Here is an 8,005-nt window from a genome sequence, read left to right on the forward strand (position 1 = left end):
CAGGAACCAGCGAACCCACAGAAGGCATCGACGAACCAGCCACACCCAGCACACGCGGAACAAACGAATTCTCATCCCACACCAGCGGGTGCATCACCGAAGCATCAAAACCAGCCACAGAACCAACACCAGCACCAGCACCAGTGCCGGTTGAGGGTACGCCAAACTCGGGTACACCAGCAGACGCACCACCGGCAGCAAGCACACGACCATCAGTAGAAGCACACAGCAGAGAGAAGGACACAGCAGAATCGTCAGCAGAGCCCCACGACGCCACAGAGTTCACGAACCCAGCTGCACCATAGGTCAAGGACGAGCCAGAACCATCCGAAGAAACCTGCAGAAGACGCGAATCATTACCGTCATACGAGAACACGCTCGTCGAGACCGGCACCAGGGTAACGCCCTCAACCTCCACGGAATCCGGGCACTGCGGAAGCCACGCCTGAGCGTCCTCAACAGCAGAGGCAAACTCAGCCGACTGGGAATCAGCCTTCGCCTCATCCTGCACACCGTAGAGGCATACTGCGCGAACGCGGGCACCCTCATCAGTGACCAGCACCTTCACCCAAGCATTCTCGGGCTGGGCGCTGTCAAAGTACTCAACGCGTACCAGCGCACCAGCGGCATCATAGGTCCAGCGCAGAGTCTCGGTACCGCGAACGGCAGAAGAGAGCATCTGCGCATCAGTGTAGGTGTACATGACCAGACCAGCAGGCGAATCCACACCGCTAATACGGCCCAAATCATCGCGAATAATCTCAGTGTGCAGAGCCTCAGCCGAGTCTGCCTCAGCGGGCTGCTCGGTCACAGAGGCCATGTGCGCGCCACGGTAACCGAACTCGCGAACCCAAGTACCCGCCAAATCAGACACCTGCGCACGCACCAGCGCATCTACCGCGTTGTACTCGAAGGAAGACTCCACACGAGACTCAGAGGTGACGGCGGTTCCATCCAGACGGTACGCGGTGATGTCAGTCTGCTTGACCATACGGCCAGTAGCATCATACGCATAAGCGCTCGAACCCAGAGGGTGCACAAACTCAGTGCGCAGACCGTCAGCATCGTAAGCGTAGGACAGCTCATAGCTGCCAGCTTCATCCATGTAGGCAGTGCGGAAAGACTCCGGAATCTGAGCACCAAACTCACGGCGCTGACGAACCAGACGACCCAAACGGTCATACGACTCAACCGTTACCACGGGAGCACCAAACGCGTCAACGCCCGCGTGATCATAAGTCGTCATCGTACGGCGCACAGAATCACGCTCCATACGGTACAGCAAAGAGCCATTCACCGAATGGGAGCAAGGAACACCGTCACGGTCATAACCGAAGGAATGTACAGCACCATTACCGTCAGTGCTGGTCAGCAGACGACCGGCAGCATCATAGGTAGAGGTAGTACGCACACCCAACGGATTGGTCGCCGCCAGGACATTACCCATCAGGTCATACTCGTAGCTAGTAATGCGACCGGCAGGGTCCATCACGGAGGTAACGTTACCCGCCTCGTCATAGCGGTAATGGGTCACGCCACCGGCGCCATTAGTCACCGCAACCACCTGGGAAGCGGCATCATAGGTGAACGAACGAGTACCCCACTTGTTATCGCGGATGCTCTTCACGCGACCACAAGAATCCCAGGTGTAGAACACCGGAGAAGCCACACCGGAACCGGTAATAGACAGCACACGACCGCACGCGTCATAGCGAACGCGTGCCTCGGAACCGTCACCGTACACCTGGCAAATCAGTCGGGAATCAGCGTCGTACTCGTAGCGAGTCACAGACTGCTCAGCAGTACCGGCAGCCTCATAGGTTGCAGCCAGTCGACCGCACGCATCGTAGCTGTACTCGGTCACACGACCCGCAGGGGAAATCATGCGGACCATCTGGTTCGAGCCGTTGTACTCGTAGCGGCTCAGACCGCCCTCAGCATCCAGAACCTGCACGGGGTTACCCGCGCCGTCATAAACCATCGTGGAGATAGTCGGGTCGTCAGCATCTGCACTAACCTGCGGACCAGATTCCTCGGAGAGCACCTCGGTACGCACCGGGCGGCCCAGGTGGTCACACGAGATACGCACGCGATCAACACCATCGTTAGTGGTGATGGTCTTGCGCGAGGAATCAACAGAAGTACGTACACTCATACCGGTCGGGTCAATCAACGCGGTCAGGGTGCTTGCGGCATCATACTCGCGGGTCCACACACCACCGGCGGGGTCAATGGTGCGGACCAGGCGCATCAAGCCATCGTAGGCGTAGCTGAACTGCGCACCACCCGGCAGGGTAATGCGATCAATATTGCCGTTCGTATCAAAGGAACGCTCCATACGGCGACCCAGCGGGTCAACCACGGCAACAATGTCACCGCTCGGGCCGTACTCATACTCGGTGCGAGCACCTGCAGGGTCCACCGAAGCCACCAGGCGACCACCAGCAGCATACTCAAAACGCCAGCGGGAACCATCCGGGTCCTGACGGCACACCATATGACCGGCAGAATCATAGGTGAACTCAGTCTCCAGCCCAAGAGCAGAAATAATTTTCACCAGGTGACCCGCAGCAGAGTACTCACAACGGGTCAGCTGCTGCTCAGCATTACGAATACCGGTCAGCAGACCACACTCGTCATACTCCAAAGAGACGGTAACACCCTCAGGGCTCACCACACGTTGCAGCAGGCCATCAGCCCACTCAAAACGGGTCACATGACCGTTGCCGTCGGTCATAGAAGAAGGGTTACGCTCAAAATCATTCGCGTACTCGTAAGTCACCGTAGTCATCGGGCTTACGGCAGGGCTCTGAGCAGGCTCCTGCCCCGAAGCAGCCTCATCGAGCGTGCGACCCTGAGCCTCAGCCTCCAGGCGGGCACGACGAGCCAGACGGGCGGCACGGCGGGCACGCGGATCCGTCTCAATAGCGCTCATCGCCACGGAGACCACGCGGTCGTGCTTGTCATACGCGAAAAGGGTTTCAGCACCCTCATCGGTAACCTCGCGAATAATGCGGCCGCGCTCATCGCTACAGCGGGTAATACGAGAACCATCGCGGTCCACCACACTCACACGGTTGCCAAAGTCATCGTAGGCATAGCTACTACGCCCACCTTCCGCGTCAACAATACCGGTCAGGCGTGCGTACTGGTCACTAATCCACAGATTCGTGTAGGAGGCGTCCTCGTTCGAAACGTCAGTAATACCGTTCGGCAGGTAACGGTAGCGAACACGACGACCGTATTCGGTGTCCTGTTCGGTAATGCGACCGGTCGGGTCATAGTAGTTCGTCACCTCAACAGTGCCGGTGCTAGCCACCACGCGGTGAATCAGACCGGCAGCGTCATGTTCATAACGGCGGGTACCGGCGTCACCGTGCACAGCACACAGGTGAGTACGACCATCAAGGGTGACGTACTCGTAACGCACCGACTGACCGCGTGAAGAATGAATAGCGCCGACAAGGCCACCTTCGGTGTACTCCACGTCGATACGGGCACCGTGCTGATGCACGATAGCACCAACGCGACTCTCCTCATCGCGCAGGTATGCGACAGCAGTACCTGCCCCAGCGCTCATGCCCAGGTAAACACCGGTAAAGCTAAAAATGTGCTGAGTTCCAGAGTTGTCGGAGATACGCAGCAAGGACGAGGCATCATAGCCCGTAGCATGCAAAATATAACGCAGAGAGGGGTCAGCAATAGAACCCCTTTCACCCATCAGCTGGGTGAGGGGCAGCTCTTCAAGCCACCACGCTTCACGCGGAGCACGAGCATAGCCGTGAGTGCCGTCCTCACGAATCATTCGGTCGAAGGTAACCTCACGACCGTCAGCCATCGTCCAGACAGCATTCTCAGCATTCAGCTGCACACGGCTCTCAATATTCGAGGACCAGCCCGCGCCAAACACACCGGATACAGCGTGCTGACCAAAAACAGCCACACTGTTGTACATTCGAGTTACAGAACAAGCAGAAACCACACCGGCAAACGCCATATCGGTCTCTTCTTCAATGAAGTTACCGGTCGCGACATTCACAGGGTCATTCACGTAACCGCTGGTAGTAGGCTTACCCACAACAGCAGGCGCCAGAATTTGCAACTCGTGACGCTCAGTGCTAACACCAGATGCACTGATTGCACCTTCCAGAGTTGAATTGGCAACGGTAACAATCTGGCTCGAGCTACCGTACATTTCAAAAGTATCGGCTACGATGCCCAGCCACGTCTTATCGTTGGCGTTCGACCTGTTCCACGCTTCAAACGTGCGGATGAGATTTTCAGCGTCGATGGTTCCCCACTGGCACTTAGCCGCAAATTCAGAAGCAAGGTTACGGAGCTTACCGGGCTCAGCGTCAAAGCTAGTGCCAAGGTTTGCCAAAGTATTAGAGAGGGCACGCACGGTTGAAGGGCGCGCCGAAGAAACAGTCATGCCCCCCGAACGAGTTTCAGTACTCTCGCGCTGGCCTGGGGAAGTGGTGTCAATCGTAGTATCCGGAATGTACGACTTGGGACTCGGGGCTCCGTCTCCAAAAATACTATCCCACCACTTGTAGAATTCGCGCCAGTCACCCTTAAACTTTTCCTCATAATCACGCATGAGTTTACGGTTCCGCTTTTCTATTTGGGCAGCCTCTTTAAGGCGGTCCACCACGTCAGCCAGCTGGCGGAAGACGTTGGCAATATTGCGACCATCGCTAATAGTGGTGTCAATATTCGCTGCCGCGATATCGGCGTAATGACCTACGAAGTCCTCCAAAGCAGTCGTCAGCGAGTTCTTAAGAGGAGGTAGTGCACTGTCAATATTCTGCGCAACGGTGCGACAAGCGCCAGCAAGGGCATCCGACGTAGCATCATCGTACTTGACTTCTTCAGTATTCAGATTCATGCTCTGTTGTCTTTCGGTGTGGTTAGTGCGGAAGTGTGGTGATTAAACAAGTCTAGGCAGGCATGCTGCCATGCCTGGGAATAACGTGTACTCAAGCCAATTAGCAGAAAACGCCGCTTACCGCTCACCGCCCCGTAGCCGGGGAGCGGGGCGGTAAACGGCGTTTACCAGGGAAGGCTTAGGAGCCGCCACCTGCCTGGAAGATATCGGTAGAAATCTGGTTGAGCTGCTCACGCAGGTCGGTCAGTTCCTGAGTCAGGTTACGCAGGGTGTTTTCTACGCCGGGCCAGGTGTCATTGCGGAAACGCTCAGCCAGGGGGCCGTCCCAGTTGTTGGGGTCCTTCAGCTGGTTACCCTGCTGGTTGAGGTTGTTGATTTCGTTCTGCAGACCGCCATTGATGATGTTCTGGAGAGCAGTAATGGCATCCTTGGCTGCCTGCGATGAGAGTACGCGATCGGACACGATGTTCCTCTTTCGTCGTTGAGTTGCCGGAAGATGTGCATTAGATACGCGAATATCAAATACGCACCGTTAGTGCTTTGCACCACTTCGAACATTACACTATTTCGCGGCAAAGCGCACCCTCTGCGCCCTGTTGTGAGAAAAATTTCTCATAGTAGACATTGCACAGCAGTGCGTGCATATACATCCATCTACTCTCATCAAGGGTTTTCTCCCGCTACGGTATCCTTAGGAAATGCCAGCCCACTGGGGGTGGCACCTTATCGCTAGAATCACCAACCACATACGAAATGAGGACTTTCATGTCTGAAAACACCCCGCAGCCGGCTGCACCGCAGCAGCCGCAGTTCACCCAGCAGGCACCCGCCGCACAGCCCGCATCCAGCCCTGTTGAGGCACCGAAAAAGAAGAAGTGGGCGGCAGTAACCGCACTGGTTCTGGGCATTATCTCCGCAATTACCGGCTTCGTTATCCTGGGCGCATTTACCGCAATCCCGACCGTTATCTTTGCGATTATCGCCCTGGTCATGGTCAAGCGCGGCACCGGCAAGGGCAAGGTCATGGCTATCGTTTCGCTCGTGCTGGTCGTAGTCGCGATGGTTACCTTCGTTCTGGGTAACAATGTGCGCGCTCAGAAGCGTGCGGAGCGTGAGCAGATGGCTCGCGAAGCGATTCAGAAGTGTGAGAGCAAGGAATTTGTTGGCGCCTACTACACTGAGAAGGACGGTAAGCGTTACTGCGCATACGGCGGCTGGCTCTACCGCGTAGACAACGACAAGTAGACCGACCGTCTGGTTTAGTAACCGATGATGTGATGGGTGGGGCGTTCGTGCGTGCGGCAGTCGCCGTGCCTGCGAGCGCCCCTCAGCCGTATCCTCCGTGGGTGCTTCAGCATCTGGCGGCGAGTACGCCCCGGAGCACCTGCAGTGCATCCTCGACCGCGCCGCGGCAGAGCCCAAATAGTTGAAAGGGAAATAGCATGAACGCATTTATCAATGCCATAACCGACCCTAGGCTTCTTTTCCTATGGTTCTGCTTTATTTTCTTGGCTCTCGCATCTTTATTGCTGGGTATGGTCGAACACTGGCCGTGGGGCGCAATATTCTTCGTTATGGGGCCTGTGACCCTCTTAGCTCTAGACATGGCACATGATGAAAGCATTGCAGGCAAAGCAAACGGTGGCCCTTTCCACCACTTCTTTATCTTCGTTTTCTTCTTCGGTGCAGTGGGCTTGATTGTACTGACGGTTCTTACGGCTTTCGGTGTACTCCAGGGAGACACGACTCCATGGACCCCGGAAACAAACTTCGCCTCGTGGTATATAGCTTCCGGGTCGCCCATCGTCCTTGTCCTAGCCACACGCACCGACCCCAAGGACGGCGCCCCTGACCTGCAACGCATGGAACAGCTGGATAGGCGCTCAACCCGTATGGGTGTTGTGACGGCGGCTATTTTTGCGGTTCTGTGCCTTGTGGTTCCCCTGATTAGTCTCTCCGCTACAAGCTACGATTCACTTGCCCTGGCGTTGACGCTCCTCCTTACCCCGTGGTTCCTATACCTCGTGTGCGATGGTCTTTTCTACCTGCACCACCCGCATTTTGAGGAGGGATCTGAGGGGTACCGGACCCTGCGTGTCGTGTGCGTCGGCATGGTGGGGATGTCTTGCTGCATTTCGTTGTTGTACATGATCAACACACTGAACCGTTCAGAGTGGCTACCCGCGCTACTTTTCGCGGTATCGATGGCGTCAACTGGGTGGTCGGTGAAGGATTACGTCACCGTGGGTATCACCATTAAGGAGAAAGACAAGGAGGACCCGGAGGCTGAACCTGCAGCAGACTAAACCGTGGAGCCCCGTGGGGTGAGGAGCATTGTGCACCAAAGCGCACGGTCTAGGACGATTCGCACGCCGGGGTATCCTAGGGGGAAGGTATGCCACCTGCCGGTGGCGTGCTTCCGGATATTCACCAACCACACGAAACGAGAACCCACCACCATGCGCACCTTCCTCATCATCTTCTGGGGTGTTGATGCCGCTGGTGCGCTGGTACGCGTTGAGTACTTTGATAGCGCCCAGCCTGAGAATGCTTGGGCGAAGGTGCTGGTTACTGATGAGGGTGCCCGCGTTCGCGCAGTATGCGTCTACGGTGTGCAGGATGAGGCGAAGTCTGGTTCCCAGTCGGTTGAGTTTGCCTCTGCTGTTGAGGATGCTCAGGCGTGGCTTCCGCAGTGCCCGGAATCCGTGGAACTTGAGGGCGTCACTTTGGTGCCGGTCTCGACGAGTGTGTTCTCGTATGACGGTAATGATTCGCGTCTTCTGCAGGTTTCTTCAGATGGTTCCGGCTCGGCCCTAACCTATGGTGCGGCTGGGTTTGTGAACTCGGTAGCCTCGTGGGGTTCTGCTGACGATTCTGCTGTGTCTTTCTCGCTGCTGTGTGCTTCTACTGATGGTCGTGTGCTTGCTGCTGGTGGTGCGCCTGCTGGTGTACCTGAGTTTGGCGTACCTTCAATCGGTGCTGGTGCCGCTGCTGGTTCTGCGGCTGGTTTTGATGCTTCGGTGATGCACCCGCTGGTGTGGGATGAGAACTCGTTCGTTCCGCGTGTGCTGGGTGTAGCTGGCTCGTCGATGCCTTCTGTGGGTTCGCTGGTTCCTG

General features: G+C 56.6%; 4 protein-coding genes and 1 pseudogene. 3 read left to right on the forward strand and 2 right to left on the reverse strand.

Annotated elements, in window-relative coordinates; all coding sequences use genetic code 11:
- Both HMPREF2999_RS04060 and HMPREF2999_RS04065 read right to left on the reverse strand, forming a co-directional pair.
- A partial coding sequence (locus HMPREF2999_RS04060; protein ID WP_070697719.1) for a DUF6531 domain-containing protein occupies positions 1–4,888 on the reverse strand: 4,888 nt, incomplete at its 3' end.
- Between the two features lie 178 nt (positions 4,889–5,066).
- Positions 5,067–5,351: a pyrophosphorylase gene (locus HMPREF2999_RS04065; RefSeq protein ID WP_005507345.1), complete on the reverse strand. Its 285-nt coding sequence runs from the start codon at positions 5,349–5,351 to the stop codon at positions 5,067–5,069.
- Positions 5,352–5,653: 302 nt separating this feature from the next.
- Between HMPREF2999_RS04065 and HMPREF2999_RS04070 the strand changes: the two genes are divergently transcribed.
- The 3 genes and pseudogenes from HMPREF2999_RS04070 to HMPREF2999_RS04080 form a co-directional block, all read left to right on the forward strand.
- Positions 5,654–6,133, forward strand: a complete 480-nt coding sequence (locus tag HMPREF2999_RS04070; RefSeq protein ID WP_070675544.1) for a DUF4190 domain-containing protein — start codon at positions 5,654–5,656, stop codon at positions 6,131–6,133.
- Between the two features lie 197 nt (positions 6,134–6,330).
- On the forward strand, positions 6,331–7,194 hold the full coding sequence (locus HMPREF2999_RS04075) for a hypothetical protein (protein ID WP_070675541.1): 864 nt from the start codon (positions 6,331–6,333) through the stop codon (positions 7,192–7,194).
- A 153-nt stretch (positions 7,195–7,347) separates the two neighbouring features.
- Positions 7,348–8,005, forward strand: a pseudogene (locus HMPREF2999_RS04080) (type IV secretion protein Rhs); the annotation flags it as partial.

It is taken from the genome of Rothia sp. HMSC066H02 (genome assembly GCF_001814995.1).
In the GTDB taxonomy this organism is placed as follows: Bacteria; Actinomycetota; Actinomycetes; order Actinomycetales; family Micrococcaceae; genus Rothia; species Rothia mucilaginosa.

Coding starts and splice junctions, on each gene's coding strand:
- HMPREF2999_RS04070 (WP_070675544.1), top strand. CDS start 5,654: ATGTCTGAAAACACCCCGCAGCCGGCTGCACCGCAGCAGCCGCAGTTC.
- HMPREF2999_RS04075 (WP_070675541.1), top strand. CDS start 6,331: ATGAACGCATTTATCAATGCCATAACCGACCCTAGGCTTCTTTTCCTA.